Raw genomic sequence first — 21,290 nt, 5'->3', positions numbered from 1 at the left:
GGTCAACCTTTCGTGGCCCCGGCGGTGAGGCCGGAGACGATGTAGCGCTGGGTGAACAGCGCGATGAGCATGATGGGCGTGGTCACGACGACCGAGGCCGCCATCAGGGCTCCCCAGTCGATCGACGCGTAGCCGATGAAGTCGAAGATCGCCACCGGCAGCGTCTTGGTCGCGTTCCCCGACAGCACGAGGGCGAACATGAAGTTGTTCCACGAGAAGATGAACGACAGGATTGTCGCCGTCGCGATGCCCGGGACCGACAGCGGGAGGGTGATCCGGAAGAACGCGCCGATCGCGGTCAGCCCGTCCACCTGCGCCGACTCCTCGAGCTCTTCCGGCAGCTGGTCGAAGAACGACATCATGATGTAGAGGATCAGCGGCAGCGAGACGAACATGTGCGACAGGATGAGCGGGATGTAGCCGCCGGTCATCTTCAGCTGGGCGAAGATGAAGTACCACGGCACGAGCAGGCTCACCCCGGGGATGATCCTCGCCAGCAGCACGACCATGGCGGACTTGTCCATGACGAAGCGGCTCATCGCATAGGCAGCGGGCACCGCGAGGATCAGGGACAGCGCCGTCGCCATGAACGCGACGAAGAACGAGTTCCAGATGTAGACGAGGTAGTTCCCTCGCCGCGGGTCGAACACCGTCCCGTAGTTGTCGAGCGTCGGCTGGAACAGCAGCGCCTGCGCCGCGTCGTAGATCTGGACGTTGTGCTTGAAGCTGGCCAGCACCATCCACACGATGGGGCCGAGGAAGGCCAGGACGATCAGCGCCAGTCCGAGGAACCGGCCGATGGAGCCGGGCCGCGTGCGGCGCCGGCGCGGCGCCGGGCGTCCGCCGGTGACGACGGTGCGAGTGTCGGCGAGGGCGGTCATGACTGCTTGCCCTTTCTCTGCATCTGGAGCACCCAGATCACGACGAGGATGATCAGGAAGAACAGGATCAGCACGGCCGAGGCGACGCCGTACTCGTTGTAGTCGAAGCTGAGGCCGTACGCGTAGACGTTGAGCGTCTCCACATCGTGGAACGCCCCTCCGCCCTTGCCCTTGGTCGCGTAGAGGATGTCGAACGTCTTCAGCGCGTCGATCCCGCGCAGCAGGACGGCCGCGATGATGACCGGGCGCATGAGCGGCACGGTGATGTACCAGAAGCGCTGCCAGGCGTTGGCGCCGTCGACCCGGGCCGCCTCCTGCGGCTCGTCGGAGAGGCTCGTGAGCCCCGCGAGGAGGATGAGCGCGACCATCGGGGTCCACTGCCAGATGTCGACGAAGATCAGCGTCGGCAGGGAGGTGGCCGGGTCCGCGAGCCAGGGCTGCGGCGGGATCCCCACCCACCCCAGCATCTCGTTGACGAAGCCGATGTTCGGCTCGAAGAGCAGCCGCCACATCATCCCGACCGCGACCGGGGTCGCCACCAGCGGCAGCAGGACGATCGTGCGCACCACGCCCTGCCCGCGGAACGGCTTCCACAGCAGCAGCGCGATGATCATCCCGAGGATGAGCTCGAAGAACAGCGCCCCGCCCGTGAACGCGAACGTGCGCCAGACGGACGGCCAGAAGCGCTCGGTGTCCGTGAGGACGTCCGCGTAGTTGCCGAGTCCGATCACGTCGAAGTCGCGGCGGACGGACCGTTTCGCGTCGGTCAGGCTCAGGAACAGCGTCCATCCCAGCGGAACGGCCAGCAACAGCGCGGTGAAGACGACGGACGGGCCGGCGAACAGCCACTTGCGGTGCCGATCGGCCCAGCGGCTGAAGCGCTCCCCCGTGCTCACCGCCTCGGGCGGGCGCACGGCGTCCGGAGTGCGCAGAGCGGTCATGATGACTCCCTGGATCGGACCGCGGCGGCCCGGGCGGGGCCGCCGCGGTGACGGTCGGTCGTGTCTACTCGGCGTCCTCGACGAGGAAGTCCCCGAAGGCCTTGTCCGCGGCATCGACCGCCGCGTCCACGTCCCCGCCGGCGATCGCGGCGACGATGGGCTCCCCCACGATCTCGCGCGCCTGCGCCACCTGGACCACCAGCGGCCGGTCCTGACCGACGCCGTTCTCACCGTTGACCTTGATGGCCTCGATCAGCTCGGTCGGGTAGTCGGCCGTGGCGTCCTCGTCCTCCCAGACCGACGATCGGGCGCCGGTCACGCCGAGCTTGGTGAGCTCCGCGGTCATCTCCTTGGAGGTCGCCCAGGTGATGAACTGCCACGCCGCGGACTGGTTCTCCGAGGTCTCGTTGATCCCGAGCGCCCACGCGGCGACGTTGTACGGCTTCGAGCCCGCAGAGCCGGCGGGGAACGGCGCGAAGCCGACCTGGTCCGCGACGGTGGACTGCGACGGGTCCGTCATGTTCTTGTACAGGCTGTCCGCATCGGCGATGAACGCGGCCTGGCCCTGCTGGAAGACGGCGAACGCCTCGGCCCAGCTCATCTCCGGGTTGATCGTCGCGGAGGTGTGATTGCGGATCAGGTCGCCGTAGAAGGCGTACGCCTTGCGCGCCTCGTCGCTGCCGATCGCCGACTTCCCGTCCTCGTCGATCCACGTGCCGCCCTCACTGAAGAGGAAGGCGCTGAACTGCGTGACCGCCGCCGACTTGCCGGTGCGGCCGATGTAGCCGGCGACGTCCGGGTGGCGCTCGTGGATGGCGGCGGCGGCCGCGTCCAGCTCCTCCAGCGTCGTCGGCACCTCGAGGCCCGCCTCCGCGAGGAGGTCCTTGCGGTAGTACAGCACGGTGCGCTCGGTGATGATCGGCACGGCGACGATCTCGTCCTCGTAGGAGGTCAGGGACGCCGGCCCCTCCTGGAAGTCGGACCAGTCCCACTCCTCGTCGCCCTCGGCGAGCTCGGTGAGATCGGCGAGATACCCGTTGCCGGCGAACAGCTTGTTCTCCTGGAGCGGGCGGTACATCATGACGTCGATCTCGTCCGTGCCGGCGTTGAGCTTGACGTTGTACTGGTCCGAGAGCTGGTCCTCGGCCAGCTGCGTGACCTCGACCTTGGCGCCGGTCTCCTTCTCGAACTCGGGGATCAGCTCCTTGATCGCCTCGGTCCACACATGGTTGACGAGCGTGACGCGGAGGGTGGTCCCGTCGATGTCGGCGTTCTCGTCCACCGCGGATCCGGTGCTGCAGCCGGCGAGCGTTCCGGCGACGACGGCGACCGCGGCCACGGCGGCGAGGCGGGCGGGCTTCGATGCGTACTTCACTGTGACTCCATCCTGAGCCGCGCAACCTCGCGACGGCTCCCCTGGGTGCGGGTGGGCGCAGATGCCGCTTTACATCTGCTCAATCGTCACCGTAACCCGAATAAGTCAGACATATCAATCCCCGGGGTCAAAAAGATATGCTCTCCTCATGGACACGGTCCCTCCGTACGGCGACGCTCTGGCCGCGCCCGCCCCGGCCGTGGCCGGCGATCTGCGAGACCTCGTGCTCGACACGCTCGGCCGCGAGATCTGCGGGGGCGTGTACGCCGCGGACAGCACCTTCACCACGGAGTCGCTGGAGACCCGCTTCCAGGTCTCCCGTCCGGTCGTCCGCGAGGCGCTCCGTGCGCTCGAGGCGCTCGGCCTCGTAGCCCAGAAGCGCCGCGTCGGCGTGCGGGTCCTCCCGGCGACGGCATGGAACGCGTACGACCTGCAGGTGATCCGCTGGCGGCTGGCCGGCCCCAGCCGGGTGGCGCAGTTGCGCTCCCTCACCGAGCTGCGCGGCGCGATCGAGCCCGCCGCGGCACGGTTGGCCGCCATCCGCGCACCGCTGAACCTGGCCAGCGACCTCGTCGGCCTTTCCGGGCGCCTCTGGGCCGCGGGCAAGCGCGGGGACACCGCCGAGTTCGTCCGCCTCGATCTGCAGTTCCACGGCCTGGTGCTGGAGATGAGCGGCAACGAGATGTTCGCGCAGCTGCATCACCTCGTCGAGGAGGTGCTCCGCAGCCGCACGCAGTACGACCTCATGCCACGCTATCCCGCCGTCGAGGCGCTGCAGAACCACGTGGACATCGCCACCGCCATCCAGACCGGCAACGCCGACAAGGCCGCACAGGCCATGGTGCTCATCACCGAGCGGGCCCTGGCCGAGATGAGCTCGATCTGGGATCGCGAGCTGGAGGAGCGCGCCGCCGAATGAGCCCGGTTCCACCCCGGGCGGCGTCGGGCGGTCCCGCCCCAGGGCGGAACCGCCCGACGCTCAGGCCCCGCCCTCCGGGACGATGTTGTGGTTGCGGGAGAAGAGGTTCTCCGGGTCCCACGTGCGCTTGATCCCGCGCAGCCTCTCCCACGCCGCCGGCGCGAACAGCTGCTCGGCCAGTCCCGGGATCGGGTCCGCGATGAAGTTGCCGTACATCCCGGACCCCCGTGCCGCGATCTCCGCCCAGTCCGCGCGGACCCGCTCGCGTTCCCCGTCGTCGAGGAACTGCGGCATGTCGAAGGCCCCTGCCATCACGAACATGGTCGCGTCACGAGCCGGGAAGGGGGTGTCCTCCTGCGCGACATCGGCGAAGGCGCCGCCGAGCGAACGGAGGAAGACGACCGAGGCGGGATAGGCGGCCCGGAACGCGACGAGGCGGTCGATGAGATCGTCGTCCACGACGCGGGCGAGCATGTTCCCGCCGACGAACCCCGGCATCTCCTGCCCGGTCTCGTCCACCCCCGGCATCTCCTCCAGGATGTCCGCATAACGCACGCGCCGAAGTTCGCCCTCGACGCCGGAGACCGCCCGCAGAGGGGCCAGCGCCCGCTCCGCCGCGGCGGTGTCGTCGCCGGCCCACACGACGACGATCGATGCGCCCGCCGGGGCGCTCGGATCCATCGCCGGCACGTCCATGTACGACGCGGTCAGCTCTCGCGGCGCGTCGGCCAGCAGGTCGCGGAGCGCGCGCAGGGCCGGCCGAGGATCCTGCGGGACGGTGAGAATCCCGTGCACCGCACCGGGCAGCGCGTGAGCGCGGAAGTCGAAGCGAGTGACGACGCCGAAGTTGCCGCCGCCGCCCCGCAGCGCCCAGAACAGGTCCGGGTGGTCCTGCGCGGTGGTCTCGACGATCTCGCCCGTCGCCGTCACCACCTGCGCGCCCACGAGCTGGTCGACCGCGAGGCCCCATGCGCGCACCATCAGCCCGATGCCGCCGCCGAGGGTGAGCCCGCCGACGCCGACCGACCGGGTGTCGCCGGAGCTGATGGCCAGCCCGTGGGGCGCCAGCGCCTCCGCGACGGCGCCCCACGTGGCGCCGCCCCCGATGCGCACCAGCGTCCCGTCGACCTCGACGTCGTCGAGGTCGCGGAGGTCCAGCGCGAGGCCGCCGGGAAGGCGCGCCCAGGCGCTGTGGCCGCCGCCGCGGACGACCACGGGTGTCGCCGACGCCGCGGCGATCCGCACCGCGGCGGCGACGTCCGACGCGTCCACCGGGCGGACGATCGCATCCGGCTCCCCTCGTCCGGAGTGGAACGCACGCGCCTCGTCCCACCCGGTGTCCTTCGCCGTGAGCACGGTTCCGGAGACGTGATCCTGCAGTTCTGCGGGGTTCATTCCGCCGACATTAGGGCGCGCCACCGACATCCGTACAGACGCCGATCCCCCACCCCGGACGCTCTCATAGGAAACACATAGCAGACCGAGGAGAATGGAGGCATGAGCGACCACTCGCACCCCGACCTCCGCCGCCCCGACGGCAGTCCCCTCCGCATCCTCGCCGTGGACGACGAGCCGATGCTCACGGACCTCCTCTCGATGGCGCTGCGCATGGAGGGCTGGGAGGTGCGCACCGCCGGCTCCGGGCTCGAGGCCCTTCAGGTGGCCCGGGAGTTCGGCCCCGACGCTCTGGTGCTCGACGTGATGATGCCCGACCTCGACGGGATGGGGGTGCTCAAGCGCCTACGCGAGTCCGGGAACATGGTGCCGGTGCTGTTCCTCACGGCCAAGGACGCGGTCACCGACCGGATCGCCGGGCTCACCGCCGGCGGCGACGACTACGTGACCAAGCCGTTCAGCCTGGAAGAGGTCGTCGCGCGGCTGCGGGCCGTCATCCGGCGCAGCGGCGGCGCGGCCTCGGACGCGGGCGACTCGGTCCTCCAGGTCGGCGACCTCACGCTGAACGAGGACAGCCACGAGGTCATGCGCGGCGACACGGAGATCGAGCTGACCGCGACCGAGTTCGAGCTGCTGCGCTACCTGATGCGCAACGAGCGCCGGGTCCTGTCCAAGTCCCAGATCCTCGACCGGGTGTGGAGCTACGACTTCGGCGGACGCTCGAGCGTCGTGGAGCTGTACATCTCGTACCTGCGCAAGAAGATCGACGCCGGGCGCACCCCCCTCATCCACACCGTCCGCGGCGTCGGCTACATGATCAAGGCGCCGCAGTGAGCCGGACCCGATGACCCCGGTCGACAGCCCCGAGCCGCCGCGGCGTCCGCTCACGCTGCAGACGCGGCTCATGGGCGCGGTGATCGGGATCGTGTCGCTGATCCTCGTGATCGTGGCCATCGTGACGAGCGTCTTCCTCGGGCGCGCCCTCGAGGACAGCCTCGCCAACCAGCTCCGCACCCACACCGACCGACTGGAGCAGGTCGCCCAGATCCGCTCCGGGATGTCCGTGAGCGCCCCCAGCGCCAGCGCGATCCTCGACCAGCAGCACGTCCAGCCCGGACTCATGCTCGTCGTCATCCCCACGGAGGGCACGCCGCCCGACGGCCTGATCGTCACGGCCGACTACCAGGGCACGACGGTCGGCCAGGAGCAGATCGTCCGCGCCGTCGCGGCGCTGCGCACCGGCAACAGCACCGCGAGCCTGGGCGAGCTCGGCTCCTACCAGCTCGACGCCGTGCAGGTCCCCTCCGTGCAGCTCGTCTCGGGAGGGCGCACGGAGGCGTTCACGATGATCGTGGGGCTGCCGCGCAACGACATCCAGAAGACGCTGTCCACGCTGTTCACGGTGATCGCGCTGGCGACGGCAGGCGGGCTCATCCTGCTGGCCGTCACCACCGCCATCACGATCCGGGTGAGCCTGCGGCCGCTGCGCGCGGTGGCCGCGACGGCGAACCGCGTCGCGAACCAGCCCCTCGACCGCGGCGACGTCTCGATCCAGGAGCGCGTCCCCGCCATGGAGGCCGACCCGAGGACCGAGACCGGTCTGGTCGGGGCGGCGCTGAACACCCTCCTGGATCACGTCGACACCTCGCTCGCGGCGCGGCAGCGCAATGAGGAACGGATGCGGCAGTTCGTCGCCGACGCCAGCCACGAGCTGCGGACCCCCCTCGCCTCGATCCGGGGATACTCGGAGCTGTCGCTGCGGTCGCTGCGGCAGAGCCAGGGTCCGGAGGCGGCCGAGACCGCGCATACGGCGCTGGAGCGCATCCAGGCCCAGTCCCTGCGGATGACCCGTCTCGTGGAGGATCTGCTGCTGCTGGCGCGGCTGGACGAGGGCCGCGAGCTCGTGCACACGCCGGTGGACCTCACCCGGCTCGCGATCGAGGGCGTAGAGGACGCACGCCCGACCGCACCGGACCACGAGTGGGAGATCGACGTCCCGGCGGAGCCCGTGGAGGTGCGGGGGGATGCCGGCCGTCTGCAGCAGGTGATCGCGAACCTGCTGGCCAACGCCCGCACGCACACGCCCGCGGGCACCCGCATCGTCGTGCGGCTCGGGACGGAGCCTGCGCACGCCGTGCTCCGCGTCCTCGACGACGGTCCCGGGATCGACGCCTCGGTGCGCGACGAGCTGTTCGCCCGTTTCGCCCGCGGCGACCGGTCCCGCACCCGCGCGACCGGCGGCACGGGGCTGGGCCTGGCCATCACGAAGGCGATCGTGGAGGGACACGACGGCACCATCGAGGTGGCGAGCGAGCCGGGCCGCACCGAGTTCCTCATCCGCCTGCCCCTCGCGCGCCCCGCTTCGGACGCCCCGACCCCGGACGCCGCGGCTCCGGACGCCGCGGCCCCGGACGCCCCGAGCCCGGAGTCCGCGAGCGGCGACCACGTCCTGCCCGGGCGCCCGTCATCCGACCTCGCGGGCTGAGTCGAGACGCCCGGGCGGGCGCCGGTCGGTCTCCTAGGACCAGGGCGAGAGGGAGAGGCTGACCCGGTACTCCGCGTCGTCGGGAACGACCGGCATCCCCTCGTCGGGAACGAACTCGGATCCGACGGCGTCGAAGACGCAGGACTCCTCGATGCTCCCGCCCGCCGGGATCCCGAGCGTCGGAATGCTGCAGGCGGCGAAGAGCACGCCGTCCGCGTAGCCGCCGATCATGATGTCGGCCTGGCTGATCGGCTGGGTCAGACCGGACGCGATCACGGCCCGGAGGATCCCGTCATCCACCTCCACGCTCTGCAGCGACAGCGCACCGGCGAGCGGCGCCGGCGCCTCCTCGGCGACGGTCTGGTCGATCACGAACCGCGCGGCTTCCGGAAGGTCCGTCTGGAGGGCGACCGAGAGCATCCCCTCGCGCTGGTCCGGAAGCCAGGAGATGTTGGTCGGCGACCGCTGGAGGATCCTGCCCTCGGCGTCGTACGCGGTCACGTCGAAGTAGTAGGAGCCGGACGGCGCCGCGCCGCCGTCGTAGCGCACCGGGGCGTAGAGAGTCGTGAAGGCGTCCTCGGACACCCAGCGCGTCAGCGCGAGCTCTTCGACCGTGAACACGGAGTTCACCAGGACCTCGACGCCCTGCGCGGTCAGCGGCTCCTGTGTGTAGCCCGGCGCCGGGCCGAGGGGATCGGGAGCGGGTGTCGTCGCCTCCGGCGTCGGCGTCGAGGACGAGGCGGGGGCAGGCGTCCGCTGCGCGTCGGCGAGCAACTGGAGCGTCCGCGCGCCCAGGCCGATCGTCGCCGCGAGGAGCACAGCCGCGCCCACCGCGAGCGCGATCATCAGGGGCCGGCGTCGAGGCAGGGCCGGAGTCCGTGCGGGCGGAGCGGGAGGGGGCGGGACCGGGGGTGTGCTCATCGCGGCCGCTCCATCTCGAAGAAGGCTTCGTATTCGGCGTCGGCGGGGATCTCGGTGAACTCGGCCGGGTCCCCCTTCGTCGCCAGGTACATCGACAGCGTGGCGCCGAACTCACCGCCGGCCGGGATGTCCACCACCGTCTGCCCGACGGCGAAGATGTCGTCGCCGTCGAACCCGACGACGTACACGTCGGCGAGGGGCGCCGGTCGGTCGAGCGTGGACACGAACTGGGCCTGCACCCGTCCGTCCTCGGCGCTGCGGACGTCCTTCAGCTCCACGGTGCCGGCGGCCACGGCCTCCGCCTCTCCGCCGCGGGTCTGCTCCACCAGGATCCGCGACACCTCGGTCAGGTCGCGCGGAAGGATGCCGGTGAGCAGGGAGCGCTGCCCCGGGAGCAGGTAGGCGGTGGCGGGAAAGCGTGCGACGATCCCGCCTTCGGCGTCGTAGGACGTGACGTCGAAGAAGGCGTCGGTCGCCGTCTCCGCGGGGTTGACGATGACCGCGTGGATGCTGCTGAACTCGCCGGTCGGCGCCTTCGCCATCACGACGTCGCCGATGTCGAGATCGGACACCACGCCGATCTCGAACCCCTGCACCTCCTGCAGGTCGGGAACGGGGATCGACACGGCCGGAGACGGCGTCGGCGAGGCGGATGCCGAGGCGGTCGGCGCCGGCGGCCCCGCATCCGCCCGCGCCCCGGACAACGCCAGCACGGCGACGCCGAGGCCGAGAGTCGTCACGAGCAGCACGCCGCCCGCGATCATCAGTGCGAGAAGGAGCCGCCCGGGACCGCCAGGGCGTCCCGGTCCGGCGGCGTCCCCCCCTCGCATCACCTTCCGGTGCTGCAGACGCGACCATGGGACGATCGTAGCCACCGACCGCCGTCCCGCCTAGCGGCGACCCGCCCGCCCGTGTCCCGATTCGCACACCAGATCCCGATCCACGGACGAACCGGTCGAATTGGTGTGCAGATCGGGACGGAGTGTGCAGATCGGGGGCCGACCGTTCCGCGGCCCGCGGTCCGATCCGCACACCACGATCCGATTCGCGGGCGAACGGGCAGAATTGGTGTGCAGATCGGGACGGCGTGTGCAGATCGGGACGGCGTCGCGCCTAGGCGTCGCCGCCGAACATGCTCGTGACGGAGCCGTCCTCGAAGACCTGGCGGATCGCGGTCGCCAGCAGCGGCGCGATCGGGAGCACCGTGAGCGTCGAGAAGCGGCGGGACTCGGTCAACGGGATCGTGTCCGTCACGACGACCTCGTCGATCGCGGAGTCCTGCAGGCGGTCGGAGGCCGGGTCGCTGAAGATCGCGTGCGTCGCGGCGACGATGACGCGACGGGCGCCGTTGGCCTTGAGCGCCTGCGCCGCCTTCACGATCGTGCCGCCGGTGTCGATCATGTCGTCGACGAGGAGACACGTGCGCCCCTCGACGGTGCCGACGATCTCATGCACGGAGACCTGGTTGGCGACCTTCGGATCCCGGCGCTTGTGGATGATGGCGAGCGGTGCGCCGAGGCTGTCCGACCAGGTGTCGGCGACCCGCACTCGGCCCATGTCCGGCGACACGATGGTGAGCGTCTCGCGGTCCTCCGCGGTGAGGTTCCGCTCGAAGTGGTCGAGCAGCACGGGCTTGGCGAACAGGTGGTCGACGGGACCGTCGAAGAAGCCCTGGATCTGCGCGGCGTGGAGGTCCACGCTCATCACGCGGTCCGCACCGGCGGTCTTGAGCAGGTCCGCCACGAGACGGGCGCTGATCGGCTCCCGCCCGCGCCCCTTCTTGTCCTGACGGGAGTACGGATAGTACGGGGCCACGACGGTGATGCGCTTGGCGGACGCCCGCTTGGCCGCGTCGAGCATGATGAGCGTCTCCATGAGCCACTCGTTCACGGGCTCTCCGAAGGACTGCACGATGAACAGGTCGCAGCCGCGGATCGAGACCTCGAAGCGCGCGTAGATCTCGCCGGAGGCGAAGGTGCGGTGCTCGACGGGGGCGATCTCGGTGCCCAGCGCATCGGCGACCTGGCGGGTGAGCTCGGGGACCGAGCGCCCTCCCGCGACGACGAGCCGCTTCTTCGTCTTGGCGATCAGGCCGGGCGCGATGCCGTTGTCCCGATCCAGCTCGACCGTCTTCTTCTTGCTGCGCCCCATCGGACCCGCCTATTCCGCCGAATCGGCCCGCGCGGCGGCTTCCGCCGCCGCCGTGCCTGCCCTGTTCTTCTCGACCCACCCCTCGACGTTGCGCTGAGGGGCGACGGTCATGGCCAGGGCACCGGCGGGGACATCCTTGCGGATGACGGCGCCCGCACCCGTCTTCGCGCCGTCCCCCAGCCTAACGGGCGCGACGAGCACCGTGTGCGCGCCGGTGTGCACCTCGTCGCCGATCTCCGTGCGGTGCTTGTTGACGTCGTCGTAGTTGGCGGTGATGGTGCTGGCGCCGAGGTTGACCCCGCGCCCCACCGTCGCGTCGCCGACGTAGGAAAGGTGCGGGACCTTGCTGCCCTCGCCGATCTGCGCGTTCTTCGTCTCCACGTAGGCGCCGATCTTGCCGTTCGCGCCGAGCACGGTGCCCGGGCGGAGGAACGAGAAGGGCCCGACGGTGGCGCCGGCGCCGATCACGGCGAGGTTCGCATCGGTGCGCCGCACCGTCGCGCCCTCCCCCACCTCACAGTCGGTCAGGGTCGTGTCCGGGCCGATGGTGGCGCCCTCCGCGACGACCGTCGCGCGCAGCAGCTGCGTGTTCGGCAGGATGGTCACGTCCGGCGCGAGCGTCACCTCGTCGTCGATCCAGGTCGTGGCAGGATCCAGGATCGTCACGCCCTCGCGCTGCCAGCGGCGCACGATCCGGTCGTTGAGCGTGCGCGCCGCCTCGGCGAGCTGGACGCGGTCGTTGATGCCGAACGTGGAGGGGACGTCGGCGGTGACGGTGGCCGAGACCCGCTCGCTGTCGCCGCGCAGCAGCGCCACGACGTCGGTGAGGTACATCTCGCCCTGCGCGTTGTGCCGCTCGACGCGCGAGAGGGCCGAGCGCAGCAGCGGCGCACGGAAGACGTAGATCCCCGCGTTGATCTCCGTGACCGCGGCCTCCTCGGCGGTGGCGTCGCGCTGCTCGACGATGCGGGCGACATGTCCGTCAGCGTCACGGATGACGCGACCGTAGCCGGTCGGATCCGGCACGACGGCGCTCAACAGCGTCGCTGCGGCCGTCGCCGCCCGGTGCGCGTCCACGAGCTCACGCAGCGTGTCGGCTTCCAGGAGCGGCACGTCTCCGGAGAGCACGAGGACGTCGCCGACGAACTCCTCCGGCAGGGACTCGAGCGCGACCTGCACCGCGCGTCCCGTCCCCGGGACCTCGTCCTGGTCCACGAACACGACCCCGGGATAGGCGTCCGCCAGCGCGGCCACGACCTGATCGCGCTCGTGGCGCACGACGACCTCCACGTGCGCGGCGCCCAGCCGGGAGGCCGTGGCCAGGACGTGCCCGACGAGCGGACGCCCGCCGATGGGGTGGAGCACCTTGGGCAGGCGCGAACGCATGCGCGTCCCCTGGCCCGCGGCCAGGACGATGATGGCGAGGTCGTTACCGGTCATGCTCCGCCGCCAGGACTCGAACCTGAACCTCACAGCTCCAAAGGCTGTCGTGCTGCCATTACACCACGGCGGACCGCGGCCGCCCGGGCCGCCCGACAAGTCTGCCACGCGCCGACGCCGCTCCCCTGCGCGAACACCGGGGAAACAGTCCGGCAACATCCCCGACACAGCTCTCGGGCATCGTCGGGGCATGACGATACGCATCGAACGGGCGGCGGGGCCCACGCCTGCGGTTCAGGAGTTCCTCTCCGCGCACCTCGCCGAGCTGGCGCCGACGGCCCCGCCGGAGAGCCGCCACGCGCTGGACGCGACGAGACTGTTCGTGCCGGGGGTGCGCCTGTTCGTCGCCACCCTCGACGAAGCCGTCGTCGGGACCGCGGCGCTCGTCCCGCTGGAGTCCGCGCACGAGGAGCTCAAATCGATGCGCACCGCACCGCCGTGGCGGGGTCGCGGCGTCGCGGGAGCGCTCGTGCGCCATGTGCTCGACGATGCTCGTGGGCGAGGGATCCGTCGCGTCTCCCTGGAGACCGGGACCGCCGACTTCTTCGCTCCGGCGCGGCGCCTCTACGCACGGAGCGGTTTCCGCGAGTGCGCGCCATTCGGCCACTACGACGAAGATCCGCACAGCGTCTTCCTCACGGCCCGCTTCCCGCCCTCGCCGAACACCTAGCCCCGGCGGCGATCTTCCGCGGCTACGCGACGCCGACCACGCTGTAGACCGCCAGAACGATGAGGAAGGCCACGACCGACTGGATCGACTGCTGCACGGTCCAGGTCTTCAGCGTCGTCTTGACGTCCATCCCCATCAAGCGCCCGACCAGCCAGAACCCGGAATCGTTGACATGGCTGGCGAAGACCGACCCCGCCGCCGCGGCGAGCGTGATCGCCGCCACCTGCATGGGCGAGAACCCGGACGCCGACACCGCAGGGGCGACCAGCCCGGCCGTGGTGACCAGCGCGACCGTCGCGGATCCCTGGGCGACGCGCAGCGCCACGGCGATGAGATAGGCGGCGAAGATCACGGGCAGGCCCAGATCAGACAGGCTCTCGGAGAGGGCGTCACCGATGCCAGAGGCGCGCAGCACGCCGCCGAACATGCCGCCCGCCCCCGTGATGAGGATCACCGACGAGACCGTGCCCAGCGTCCCGTCCACGAGCTTCTCCAGGGCACTGCCGGTCTCGCCGCGGAACCTCCCCAATACGAGCAGGGCGACGAGCGCGGTGATCAGCAGGGCGACCGGCGAGGTGCCGATCAGCATCAGCGCCTGCACCCACGTCTCGTCGCGGTCGACGACGCCGCCGCTGCCGAGGGTGTTGAGTCCGGTGTTCAGGAAGATGAGCGCGAGCGGCAGCAGCAGGATCATCACGACGGTGCTCACGCGTGGCGGGTTCGCCGGCTGGTCCTCGTCCGTCATCCCGAACAGCGCGGGGACGACCATGGGGAATCGGGCGTTGACGAACCTCGCCCAGAGGTAACCGGAGACGTACCAGGTCGGGATCACGACGGTGATGCCGAGGAGCATCACCATCCCGAGGTCGGCGCCGAAGAACTCCCCGGCGGCGACGGGCCCCGGGTGCGGAGGGAGGAACACGTGCATCACCGAGAAGGCGGCCGCGCCGCTGAACCCGTACAGCAGGAGGTTGTTGCCGCCGATGCGCCGCGCGACCGCGAAGATGATCGGCAGCATGACGATGAGGCCGGCGTCGAAGAAGATCGGGAACCCGAGCACGAGCGAGGTGAGACCCAGGGCGAACGCGGCTCGCCGCTCGCCGAACAGTCCGACCATCCGGTCGGCGAGCACCTTGGCGCCTCCCGAGGACTCGATGAGGCGTCCGATGATCGCGCCGAGCCCGATGAGCAGGGCGACCGAGCCCAGCGTCCCGCCGAAGCTCGACACCAGGACCTCGTTCACCAGGGCGTTCAGCGGAAGCCCGGTCGCGATCGCCGTGAGCAGTGACACCAGGACCAGCACGAGGAAGGCATGCAGCTTCACCGTGATGACGAGGAAGAGGATCAGGGCAACGGCGGCCGCTGCGATCGCGAGCAGAGGACCGGCCCCCAACGTCTGTGTCCAGTCTTCCATCGCACCCCACACGTCATCCGGCAATATTGCACTCCAGAATATGTGTCCGCGATACCCGTGGCCACCCCGGCCGGTGACTCGGCGCGGTCACGGACGACGGAACCCTCGCTCCCCCGCATCGTTCCGGCCGTCGTGCGCTCCGGACCAGGCGTCGCAGGAGCCGGAGGAACGAACCCGCACGGCGCGGGCGGGATAATGGGCGGATGAACACGGACGCGGCCGCACAGGGCGACGAGGTCGATCGGATCGTGGCGGCCTGGGACCGTCAGCGCCCCGACCTCGACTTCTCGCCGCTGGAGGTCCTCTCCCGCGTCGACCGGCTCTCGCACCACCTCGACCGCGCACGTCGGGACGTGTTCCGCCGCAGCGACCTCGAGGCGTGGGAATGGGACGTGCTCTCGGCGCTGCGTCGCGCGGGGGCGCCGTTCCAGCTCTCGCCGAAGCAGCTCATGCAGCAGACCCTGGTGACGAGCGGGACGATGACGAACCGCATCGACCGGCTCGTCGGACGCCGCCTGGTGAGACGCGAGTCCGATCCCGGCGACGGACGCAGCGTCCTCGTCACGCTCACCGACGACGGACGCGTCCGCGTGGACGCCGCGATCACCCGGCTGGTGGACGCCGAGGCGACGCTGTTGTCGGCGCTCTCCCGCGGCGACCGCGACCGCCTCGCGGCCCTGCTGCGAAAGCTCAGCCTCAGCTTCGACCTCTGAGGGCGGCCCCCTCAGTACCCCTGACGCGGCGCGGGGTCGATCTCGGGTCCGCTGGAGGCCGCGGGCAGACGCACGGTGATCTCGCCCGACACCGACGCGTCCGCCAGGCCGTACTTCAGCACGACCCGGTCGAGGTTCACTCGCCCGCCGTCCGGTGTGATCGTCATCCTCCTCGGCTGCAGCCCGGCGAGGAACTCGTCGGTGGAGCGCCGGGCGCCCGACGGCGTCCGCTCCCACGCCCGGTACAGCTGCGCCGGTGCGGACGCCTCATTGCGCAGCGCGGAGGCGATGGCGTCCCGCGAGATCCGGTCCGGGATCTCCAGCCGCTCCAGGACGACGTCGAGCCCGTCGATGAACGACTGCGTCAGACGGTCCGGGTGGTCGATCTCCAGACGGACCGGCACGGGCGTGCCCAGGAAGTCGATCTCGGTGTCCATCCACCCGCCTCCGGACCCGCCGTCGAGTTCGATCGACCCGAGGACTCGGCTCTCCCACATGTCAGACTCCCACCTCGGTCGTCAACGCTTCGTCCGCCAGGAGCTCGGCGACCTTCTGCTTCGCGGAGGCGTCCGCCGAGAAGTAGTCCTCGACCGTCGCGTCGAACAGCATGCGTCCGCGGTTGTACTCGGCCGAGGTCAGCTCGAGGCAGCGCGCAGTCAGCGTCCACAGCGCGGTCGCCGACGCATGGGTGCCCTGATAGACGCCCACCAGGGAGCTGCGCGGGGTCGGGTTCGACCCCGGGGGGCTCCCCAGCGCCGTGCGGGCCTCGGCGAGCGCTTCGTCGACGAGGACCATGTGGCTGGAGGCGGTCGAGGACAGCGTCCGGTCCATCTGCATCGTCCCGTCCGTGGCGGGGATGTCTCCGAGCGAGACGGCGTCGAGGTTGTAGTCCGCGATGTTGCCGTGGATCGTGTTCATCGCCTCGGTCATCGCGTCGTTCAGGGCCCTCTCCTGCGCCGTGATCGACTCGTTCAGCTTGTTCAGCGCCTCGGCCGTGGACGTGTAGATGCTGCTGTAGGAGTTCCCCGAGATCTCCACGGCGGCGTTCTCCGAGACCTTGGCCACGGCCGTCGTGATGCCGGCCGCCACCGTGGCCAGCGCCCCGACGGCGACGCCGAGCCCGGTCGGTGCGGTGACCACCGCGGCGACGGCCGACACGACGGCCCCCGCGACGGAGAGCTGGAACTTCGCGTTCTCGGCGGCGGCGGTCTCCGCCTGCGTCTTCCAGGCCTTGCGCGCGTTGTCGCAGATCGTCGCCACGTCGTTGCGGACCGCGGTCCACATCGCGGCCTGCGCGGAGTAGTTCGCGTGGAGGATGACGTTCGCCTGAGCCAGTCCGCTCTGGATCGTCGAGGTCTTCGTGCAGTACTTCATCAGGAACGGGGCCACGAACAGGCCCTTCATCTCCTGGACGGCGCCGTACACCTTGTTGTTCGCGTCGGAGATCTCACCGCTGTTCTGCACCGAGGGCCCGGCTCCGCCGCTGCCGAGGATCGCGGCCGCCGCGGCGTTCTGCCCCTGCGGCCCTTCCGCGGCCGATCCCGTCGGCAGCCCCTTCCAGCGCTCGACGAGACTGTCGATCGCCGAACGGATCTCGTCGAACTGCGCCTCGCACGTCACGCCGTCGCCGTAGCCGACGCTCTGACCGCCCCCGCTGCCGTCCGCCGCGGGCCGCCGGTACTGGTAGGGGGCCCAGCCCCACTTGTTGTAGGACCAGTCCGCGTTGCCCCAGGTGGGGTCGAAGTCCTGATCCGCCATCCAGCAGTCGATCGCCGCCTTCTTCATCTGGCCGATGATCGTGTCGAGTTCGCCGTAGGTCGCCACCGCACATCTCCCTGCATCGTCGTCCGGGGAGCCCGTCGCTCGTCGTTCGCCCGATGAGGACGGATCGAAGAGCACGAGAAGCGCGACTCTCCCCCCGCAGGTAGAGTAGTCCACGCCCTGCGGCAAGTCGGGCACGCCCCCAGAAGTTTCGAGAGCGCCTCATGTCTGACGACACCATTCTCCCGGCCGCATCCGACGCGCCTTCACGGGTCCGGTCACGCACGGCGACGACCGCCATCTGGCTGTCGTCCGCGGCCCTGCTCCTGTGCGCCGCCCTGGTGATCCCGTACCTCGCACCGCGCAACATCGTCTTCGGGATCCTGCTGGTGATCGCGGCCGCGGCCGCCGTCACGGGGCTCGTGCTCGGCATCCGTGCCCGCCGTCCTCGCGCCGCCCTGGTCTCGGCGATCGTCGCGCTGGCCGTGGACGTGGCGCTGCTCGCCGTCTTCCTCTTCGGCCTCGCCGCGCTGTCCGCCCCGCACGACCAGGTCGAGCTGCGCGGTCAGGGCCCGGGCACCCTGCACGCGACCTTCTCCTCCGAGGGCGAGTCGGACACGATGACCTGGCCCTCCGACGGCGGATACAAGAGCTTCCCGACCACCGGCTCCTGGGCGGAGCTGACCGTCGAGGCCGCCCGCGAGGACGCCTCCGCGCAGGTCGAGTGCCAGATCCTCTGGAACGGCGAGATCGTCGTGGAGGAGACGGGCACGGGCACGGTCACCTGCCGCTACGACGCACGATAGCCCGGCGACGGTCGATCCATGGGCATGGCGTCCCCGCTCCCCGTTCGCGACGGCGTCGGCGCCACCCGCCTGCGCGTCCCCCGCACCGGCCCGTGGCCGACGATCGCCGACTACATGGTCGAGCGGTTCTTCCACCTCGACCCCGAGCGGCTCCTGCGGCGCTTCGACCGGGGCGAGATCGTCGCGGCGGACGCCTCCGCGCTCACGCGGGGCACCGCCCTCGGCGCGCACGACTTCGTCTGGTACTACCGCGAGCCGCCCGTCGAGCGGGAGATCCCGTTCCAGGAGGAGATCCTCCACGTCGACGACGACCTCGTGGTCATCGACAAACCGCACTTCCTGCCGACCACCCCGGGCGGCAAGTACCTGCAGAATTCGGCGCTGGTCCGGCTGCGCAACCGACTGGAGAACCCCGAGCTGACGCCGATCCACCGTCTCGATCGCGCCACCGCGGGCCTGCTGATGTTCTCCGCCCGCGCGCAGACCCGCGGCGCGTACCAGCTCCTGTTCGAGCGGCGCGAGGTCGAGAAGGTGTACGAGGCGGTCTCCGCCCTGCCCGCGGACTGGGACCCGACGCGCCCGCGGCTGGCGGGTCGCGAGTTCCCGATCGTCTACCGCAACCGGATCGACAAGCTCCGCGGCACCGTCACGGTCCAGGTGGACCGGGAGGGCGAGCCGAACGCCGAGACGCGGATCGAGCTGATCGGGTTCGACGACGCGGTCCTGCACACCCGTCTTCGTCCGCACACCGGACGCATGCATCAGCTCCGTGTGCACCTCGCGGCGCTCGGGGCGGGGATCCTCGGGGACGGCTTCTACCCGGACCTTCTCCCGGAGGCGCCGGACGACTTCACGCACCCGCTCCAGCTGCTCGCCCGGGAGCTGCGCTTCACCGATCCGCTCACCGGCGAGGACCGCCGGTTCGTCACCCGACGAGCTCTGAGCGCCGCTCCCCGGCGCTGACCGCTCCGGCCGCGTCGGCGTCCTCCGCCGCGCCGTCGTGGCGCTTCAGGACCCTCCGGACGAGCCGGGCGACGAGGTCCACGGCCAGGCCGAGGATCACCGAGATCACGACGCCGACCACGGCCGCGAGGACCGGCGAGTGCCCCAGCCAGCTCGCCGCGAACACGGACAGCAGGATGCTCATCGCCGTCCAGCAGACCGCCGCGAGCAGGCTCAGCGGCAGGAAGCGCCGGTACGGCAGGCGGGTGGCGCCGGCGGTCATGTTCACCGCGACCCGCCCGACGGGGATGTAGCGGGCCGTCAGCAGCAGCATCGCCGGTCGGGCATGCACCCGGGCCCCTGCCCACTCCAGCGCCTTCTGCACGCGCGGCCGGCGCAGCCACGCCCAGCGCGCGAGCCCGAATCGGCGGCCGAGGTAGTAGGCGATGCTGTCCCCCGCCGCGGCGCCCAGCGCGGCCGCCGCGATGACCCCGGCCGCAGCGTACGGCGCTCCCCCGGCCGCCGTGCCCGCCGACAGCATCAGGGTGAGCGCCCCGATCACGACGGTCTCGCTCGGGATCGGAGGGAAGAAGCCGTCGATGAGGCAGAACGCGAAGACCACCAGGGGCAGCCACGGCGTCGTCAGGAGCGCGGGGAGGAGGTCGGCCATGACACCACGGTACGAAGACGCTCCCCCGCCCCTCGTCCTCCTGCGGTACCGTCCGACCCCCTACGGGAGGATGATCTTCGCCCCGCGTCAGCGCCGCATCACGACGCGGGCGAGCCAGGTTCCGAGCGTCTGCACCAGGTGGACGAAGACGACGATGAGCACGATCGCGGCCCACATCACCACGGGCTCGAACTGGCGGAAACCGTACGACTGCGCGAAGTGCCCGAGCCCGCCCGCACCGAGCGCGCCCGCCATCGCCGTCATGTCGATGATGCCGACGACGATGAAGGTGTACCCGAGGATCAGCCCGCCCAGGGCCTCCGGGATGGCGACGGTCGCGAGGATCCGCCAGGGGCCCGCCCCCATGGCGCGGGCCGCCTCGATCACCCCCGGCGACACCGCGAGGAGATGCTGCTCCACGATGCGCCCGATGGCGAAGGACGCGGCCAGCGAGAGGGCGAACGCGGCCGCGTTGATGCCGATCCCGCTGCCGATCACCGCCCGGGTGAGCGGCTGGATCGCCGCGATGAAGATCACGAACGGGATCGGGCGGAAGAAGTTCACCAGGAGGTTGAGGATGCCGTAGACGACGCGGTTGCGCAGCAGTCCGCCCGGACGTGTCGTGTAGAGCCCCGTGCCGATCACGCCGCCGAGCAGCCCGCCCGCCACGAGGGCGATCGCGACCATGTACAGCGTCTCGGCCGCCGCGGTCCAGAACTCGGGGGCAAGCTCGATGAGCCGGTCCATCAGCGCACCTCCCCGGTCTCGGTCACGTCGACCCTCTCGGCGATCGCCGCCAGAGTGCGGCGCAGCACGGCCTCGTCGCCGCGGATGGCGAGGGTGAGGTGCCCGAACGCGCGGCCGCGGATGTCGTTGATGCCGCCGTAAACGAGCTCGAACTCCAGCCCGGCCTGGGCGAGGTCGACGAAGACCTGTGCCTGGGAGGCGGAGCCGTCGCGGAACGAGAAGGTCACGAGCCGGCCCGCGTGCCGCTCCCGCAGGGTCGCGATCTCGGCCGGCGAGGGCACGCCCTTGATCACCGTGCCGACGAAGCGCTGCGAGGCGGGGTTCTGCGGGTCGGAGAAGACCTGGAAGACGTCGCCCTTCTCCACGACACGTCCGTTCTCCATCACGGCGACCTTGGTCGCGAGCGTCTGGATCACGTCCATCTCATGGGTGATGATCACGATCGTCACGCCCTGCTCCTCGTTCACCCGGCGAAGCAGCGCGAGCACCTCGTGCGTCGTCTGGGGATCCAGGGCGCTGGTGGCCTCGTCGGCCAGCAGGATGGCGGGACGGGTGGCCAGCGCGCGCGCGATGCCGACGCGCTGCTTCTGGCCGCCGGAGAGCTGCTCCGGGTAGGCGCGGGCCTTGTCGCTCAGGCCGACGAAGGCCAGCAGTTCGCTCACCCGGGCGTCGATGTCCGCCTTCGACCAGCCGGCGAGCTTCAGGGGGTAGGCGACGTTCGCCCGCACGGTCTTCGACGAGAACAGGTTGAACTGCTGGAAGATCATCCCGATGCCGCCGCGCAGCGTCCGAAGGGCCTTCTCCGGCAGCGTCGTGATGTCCGTCCCGTCGACGACGATCGAGCCGGAGGAGGCCGGCTCCAGGGCGTTGATCAGGCGCACGAGGGTGGACTTGCCCGCCCCGGAATAGCCGATGATGCCGAAGACATCGCCCTTCTCGATGTCGAGGGACACGTCGTCCACCGCGGTCACGGCGGGGGCGTCGCGCTGCGGCGACGGGTAGGACTTCGTGACGTTTCGCAGACTCACGATCGGCATGGTGGTGCTCCGGTGTGCTTCG

Annotated in this window: 21 protein-coding genes and 1 tRNA gene; 7 read left to right on the top strand and 15 right to left on the bottom strand. The window is 70.7% G+C overall.

All coding sequences use genetic code 11. The annotated features are described in order from the left end of the window. Window positions 1–2 precede the first annotated feature (2 nt). The 3 genes from MR1_RS09685 to MR1_RS09675 form a co-directional block, all read right to left on the bottom strand. Window positions 3–881, bottom strand: coding sequence for a carbohydrate ABC transporter permease (locus MR1_RS09685; RefSeq protein WP_067245567.1), 879 nt, complete (start codon window positions 879–881; stop codon window positions 3–5). Then, window positions 878–1,822, bottom strand: coding sequence for a carbohydrate ABC transporter permease (locus MR1_RS09680; protein ID WP_067245564.1), 945 nt, complete (start codon window positions 1,820–1,822; stop codon window positions 878–880). The genes MR1_RS09685 and MR1_RS09680 overlap by 4 nt, the downstream gene beginning before the upstream one ends. Before the next feature lie 64 nt (window positions 1,823–1,886). Continuing rightward, window positions 1,887–3,197 (bottom strand): ABC transporter substrate-binding protein, encoded by a 1,311-nt coding sequence (locus MR1_RS09675; RefSeq protein ID WP_067245562.1) that lies wholly within the window; start codon window positions 3,195–3,197, stop codon window positions 1,887–1,889. A 148-nt stretch (window positions 3,198–3,345) separates the two neighbouring features. On the opposite strand from MR1_RS09675, the gene MR1_RS09670 reads away from it, so the two are divergent. Continuing rightward, window positions 3,346–4,116: a FadR/GntR family transcriptional regulator gene (locus MR1_RS09670; protein ID WP_067245558.1), complete on the top strand. Its 771-nt coding sequence runs from the start codon at window positions 3,346–3,348 to the stop codon at window positions 4,114–4,116. Between the two features lie 60 nt (window positions 4,117–4,176). Here MR1_RS09670 and MR1_RS09665 read toward each other — a convergent pair whose 3' ends face one another. Beyond that, the gene (locus MR1_RS09665) at window positions 4,177–5,511 is read right to left on the bottom strand and encodes an FAD-binding oxidoreductase (RefSeq protein WP_067245554.1); all 1,335 of its coding nucleotides are present in this window, start codon (window positions 5,509–5,511) and stop codon (window positions 4,177–4,179) included. A gap of 102 nt (window positions 5,512–5,613) precedes the next feature. Between MR1_RS09665 and MR1_RS09660 the strand changes: the two genes are divergently transcribed. Both MR1_RS09660 and MR1_RS09655 read left to right on the top strand, forming a co-directional pair. Continuing rightward, complete coding sequence (locus MR1_RS09660) at window positions 5,614–6,345, top strand: response regulator transcription factor (RefSeq protein ID WP_067245551.1); 732 nt, start codon at window positions 5,614–5,616, stop codon at window positions 6,343–6,345. Window positions 6,346–6,355: 10 nt separating this feature from the next. After that, window positions 6,356–7,996 (top strand): sensor histidine kinase, encoded by a 1,641-nt coding sequence (locus tag MR1_RS09655; RefSeq protein WP_084344506.1) that lies wholly within the window; start codon window positions 6,356–6,358, stop codon window positions 7,994–7,996. Between the two features lie 33 nt (window positions 7,997–8,029). On the opposite strand, the gene MR1_RS09650 is transcribed toward MR1_RS09655, so the two are convergent. The 5 genes from MR1_RS09650 to MR1_RS09630 form a co-directional block, all read right to left on the bottom strand. Continuing rightward, complete coding sequence (locus tag MR1_RS09650; RefSeq protein ID WP_157518002.1) at window positions 8,030–8,917, bottom strand: hypothetical protein; 888 nt, start codon at window positions 8,915–8,917, stop codon at window positions 8,030–8,032. Then, on the bottom strand, window positions 8,914–9,681 hold the full coding sequence (locus tag MR1_RS09645) for a hypothetical protein (protein WP_157518000.1): 768 nt from the start codon (window positions 9,679–9,681) through the stop codon (window positions 8,914–8,916). Before MR1_RS09645 ends, MR1_RS09650 begins: the two co-directional genes overlap by 4 nt. Window positions 9,682–10,030: 349 nt before the next feature. Next, the gene (locus MR1_RS09640; RefSeq protein WP_067245541.1) at window positions 10,031–11,068 is read right to left on the bottom strand and encodes a ribose-phosphate diphosphokinase; all 1,038 of its coding nucleotides are present in this window, start codon (window positions 11,066–11,068) and stop codon (window positions 10,031–10,033) included. Window positions 11,069–11,077: 9 nt separating this feature from the next. Next, entirely contained in the window at window positions 11,078–12,508 is a 1,431-nt protein-coding gene (glmU, locus tag MR1_RS09635; protein ID WP_067245538.1) for a bifunctional UDP-N-acetylglucosamine diphosphorylase/glucosamine-1-phosphate N-acetyltransferase GlmU, read from the bottom strand. A gap of 1 nt (window position 12,509) precedes the next feature. Further along, window positions 12,510–12,581: transfer RNA gene (locus tag MR1_RS09630), tRNA-Gln, on the bottom strand. A 117-nt stretch (window positions 12,582–12,698) separates the two neighbouring features. On the opposite strand from MR1_RS09630, the gene MR1_RS09625 reads away from it, so the two are divergent. After that, window positions 12,699–13,178 carry a GNAT family N-acetyltransferase gene (locus MR1_RS09625; protein WP_067245536.1) on the top strand — a complete coding sequence of 160 codons (480 nt, stop codon included), beginning with the start codon at window positions 12,699–12,701 and terminating at the stop codon, window positions 13,176–13,178. Between the two features lie 22 nt (window positions 13,179–13,200). On the opposite strand, the gene MR1_RS09620 is transcribed toward MR1_RS09625, so the two are convergent. Then, window positions 13,201–14,592: a GntP family permease gene (locus MR1_RS09620; protein WP_067245533.1), complete on the bottom strand. Its 1,392-nt coding sequence runs from the start codon at window positions 14,590–14,592 to the stop codon at window positions 13,201–13,203. Between the two features lie 203 nt (window positions 14,593–14,795). Here MR1_RS09620 and MR1_RS09615 point away from each other — a divergent pair, with 203 nt between their 5' ends. Further along, window positions 14,796–15,305 carry a MarR family winged helix-turn-helix transcriptional regulator gene (locus tag MR1_RS09615; RefSeq protein ID WP_067245528.1) on the top strand — a complete coding sequence of 170 codons (510 nt, stop codon included), beginning with the start codon at window positions 14,796–14,798 and terminating at the stop codon, window positions 15,303–15,305. An 11-nt stretch (window positions 15,306–15,316) separates the two neighbouring features. On the opposite strand, the gene MR1_RS09610 is transcribed toward MR1_RS09615, so the two are convergent. Together MR1_RS09610 and MR1_RS09605 are read right to left on the bottom strand one after the other, a co-directional pair. Beyond that, window positions 15,317–15,802 (bottom strand): hypothetical protein, encoded by a 486-nt coding sequence (locus MR1_RS09610; protein WP_067245525.1) that lies wholly within the window; start codon window positions 15,800–15,802, stop codon window positions 15,317–15,319. 1 nt (window position 15,803) lies between these two features. Beyond that, window positions 15,804–17,129 (bottom strand): hypothetical protein, encoded by a 1,326-nt coding sequence (locus tag MR1_RS09605; RefSeq protein ID WP_067245521.1) that lies wholly within the window; start codon window positions 17,127–17,129, stop codon window positions 15,804–15,806. 161 nt (window positions 17,130–17,290) lie between these two features. Between MR1_RS09605 and MR1_RS09600 the strand changes: the two genes are divergently transcribed. Both MR1_RS09600 and MR1_RS09595 read left to right on the top strand, forming a co-directional pair. After that, complete coding sequence (locus MR1_RS09600) at window positions 17,291–17,872, top strand: hypothetical protein (protein WP_067245518.1); 582 nt, start codon at window positions 17,291–17,293, stop codon at window positions 17,870–17,872. 24 nt (window positions 17,873–17,896) lie between these two features. After that, on the top strand, window positions 17,897–18,835 hold the full coding sequence (locus tag MR1_RS09595; protein WP_217996214.1) for a pseudouridine synthase: 939 nt from the start codon (window positions 17,897–17,899) through the stop codon (window positions 18,833–18,835). On the opposite strand, the gene MR1_RS09590 is transcribed toward MR1_RS09595, so the two are convergent. The 3 genes from MR1_RS09590 to MR1_RS09580 form a co-directional block, all read right to left on the bottom strand. After that, a complete protein-coding gene (locus MR1_RS09590) occupies window positions 18,798–19,484 on the bottom strand; it encodes a DedA family protein (protein WP_084344505.1) in 687 nt (228 codons plus the stop codon). The genes MR1_RS09595 and MR1_RS09590 overlap by 38 nt on opposite strands. An 87-nt stretch (window positions 19,485–19,571) precedes the next feature. Then, window positions 19,572–20,231, bottom strand: a complete 660-nt coding sequence (locus MR1_RS09585; RefSeq protein ID WP_067245513.1) for a methionine ABC transporter permease — start codon at window positions 20,229–20,231, stop codon at window positions 19,572–19,574. Next, on the bottom strand, window positions 20,231–21,268 hold the full coding sequence (locus tag MR1_RS09580; protein WP_067245511.1) for a methionine ABC transporter ATP-binding protein: 1,038 nt from the start codon (window positions 21,266–21,268) through the stop codon (window positions 20,231–20,233). The genes MR1_RS09585 and MR1_RS09580 overlap by 1 nt, the downstream gene beginning before the upstream one ends. Window positions 21,269–21,290: the final 22 nt, after the last annotated feature.

Origin of the sequence: Microbacterium resistens NBRC 103078 (genome assembly GCF_001552355.1) — a bacterium.
Lineage (GTDB): Bacteria > Actinomycetota > Actinomycetes > Actinomycetales > Microbacteriaceae > Microbacterium > Microbacterium resistens.
Note: the sequence above shows the minus strand (reverse complement) of the source record. Positions and strands in the feature narration are given on the sequence as shown.

Coding starts and splice junctions, on each gene's coding strand:
- MR1_RS09610 (WP_067245525.1), bottom strand. CDS start 15,802: ATGTGGGAGAGCCGAGTCCTCGGGTCGATCGAACTCGACGGCGGGTCC.
- MR1_RS09660 (WP_067245551.1), top strand. CDS start 5,614: ATGAGCGACCACTCGCACCCCGACCTCCGCCGCCCCGACGGCAGTCCC.
- MR1_RS09595 (WP_217996214.1), top strand. CDS start 17,897: ATGGCGTCCCCGCTCCCCGTTCGCGACGGCGTCGGCGCCACCCGCCTG.
- MR1_RS09645 (WP_157518000.1), bottom strand. CDS start 9,681: ATGATCGCGGGCGGCGTGCTGCTCGTGACGACTCTCGGCCTCGGCGTC.
- MR1_RS09680 (WP_067245564.1), bottom strand. CDS start 1,822: ATGACCGCTCTGCGCACTCCGGACGCCGTGCGCCCGCCCGAGGCGGTG.
- MR1_RS09655 (WP_084344506.1), top strand. CDS start 6,356: ATGACCCCGGTCGACAGCCCCGAGCCGCCGCGGCGTCCGCTCACGCTG.
- MR1_RS09665 (WP_067245554.1), bottom strand. CDS start 5,511: ATGAACCCCGCAGAACTGCAGGATCACGTCTCCGGAACCGTGCTCACG.
- glmU (WP_067245538.1), bottom strand. CDS start 12,508: ATGACCGGTAACGACCTCGCCATCATCGTCCTGGCCGCGGGCCAGGGG.
- MR1_RS09615 (WP_067245528.1), top strand. CDS start 14,796: ATGAACACGGACGCGGCCGCACAGGGCGACGAGGTCGATCGGATCGTG.
- MR1_RS09670 (WP_067245558.1), top strand. CDS start 3,346: ATGGACACGGTCCCTCCGTACGGCGACGCTCTGGCCGCGCCCGCCCCG.
- MR1_RS09625 (WP_067245536.1), top strand. CDS start 12,699: ATGACGATACGCATCGAACGGGCGGCGGGGCCCACGCCTGCGGTTCAG.
- MR1_RS09585 (WP_067245513.1), bottom strand. CDS start 20,231: ATGGACCGGCTCATCGAGCTTGCCCCCGAGTTCTGGACCGCGGCGGCC.
- MR1_RS09590 (WP_084344505.1), bottom strand. CDS start 19,484: ATGGCCGACCTCCTCCCCGCGCTCCTGACGACGCCGTGGCTGCCCCTG.
- MR1_RS09620 (WP_067245533.1), bottom strand. CDS start 14,592: ATGGAAGACTGGACACAGACGTTGGGGGCCGGTCCTCTGCTCGCGATC.
- MR1_RS09685 (WP_067245567.1), bottom strand. CDS start 881: ATGACCGCCCTCGCCGACACTCGCACCGTCGTCACCGGCGGACGCCCG.
- MR1_RS09640 (WP_067245541.1), bottom strand. CDS start 11,068: ATGGGGCGCAGCAAGAAGAAGACGGTCGAGCTGGATCGGGACAACGGC.
- MR1_RS09580 (WP_067245511.1), bottom strand. CDS start 21,268: ATGCCGATCGTGAGTCTGCGAAACGTCACGAAGTCCTACCCGTCGCCG.
- MR1_RS09650 (WP_157518002.1), bottom strand. CDS start 8,917: ATGAGCACACCCCCGGTCCCGCCCCCTCCCGCTCCGCCCGCACGGACT.
- MR1_RS09600 (WP_067245518.1), top strand. CDS start 17,291: ATGTCTGACGACACCATTCTCCCGGCCGCATCCGACGCGCCTTCACGG.